Here is a 241-nt window from a genome sequence, read left to right on the forward strand (position 1 = left end):
AGGAAGGGATTTAACTGGCAGGAACAATCCCCTTATCTCCGGGCTGTAGACATTCTGCGAGCACGGCAGGCAACTGGCTTGTTGCGGCAAAGCCGTAAAAATTCGGTACGGTGAATATTACAGGCAGTGCTACTGGCTTTCATCACTATCCGGGGATGCTGGCAGCGAGATGAAGAGGGCAGGGTAGCAATTCCTTACCTGACCCATTACCTGACCCAAATTGCATCCAAAGAAAAAGGAG

At 50.6% G+C, this 241-nt stretch carries 1 protein-coding gene; it reads left to right on the forward strand.

Annotated elements, in window-relative coordinates; genetic code table 11:
• The coding region (locus FDW88_RS00005; protein ID WP_212732605.1) for a TA system toxin CbtA family protein at positions 1-114 on the forward strand (114 nt) is incomplete at its 5' end.
• Positions 115-241 lie beyond the last annotated feature (127 nt).

Source organism: Citrobacter sp. wls829 (genome assembly GCF_005280825.1).
Lineage (GTDB): Bacteria > Pseudomonadota > Gammaproteobacteria > Enterobacterales > Enterobacteriaceae > Citrobacter > Citrobacter gillenii.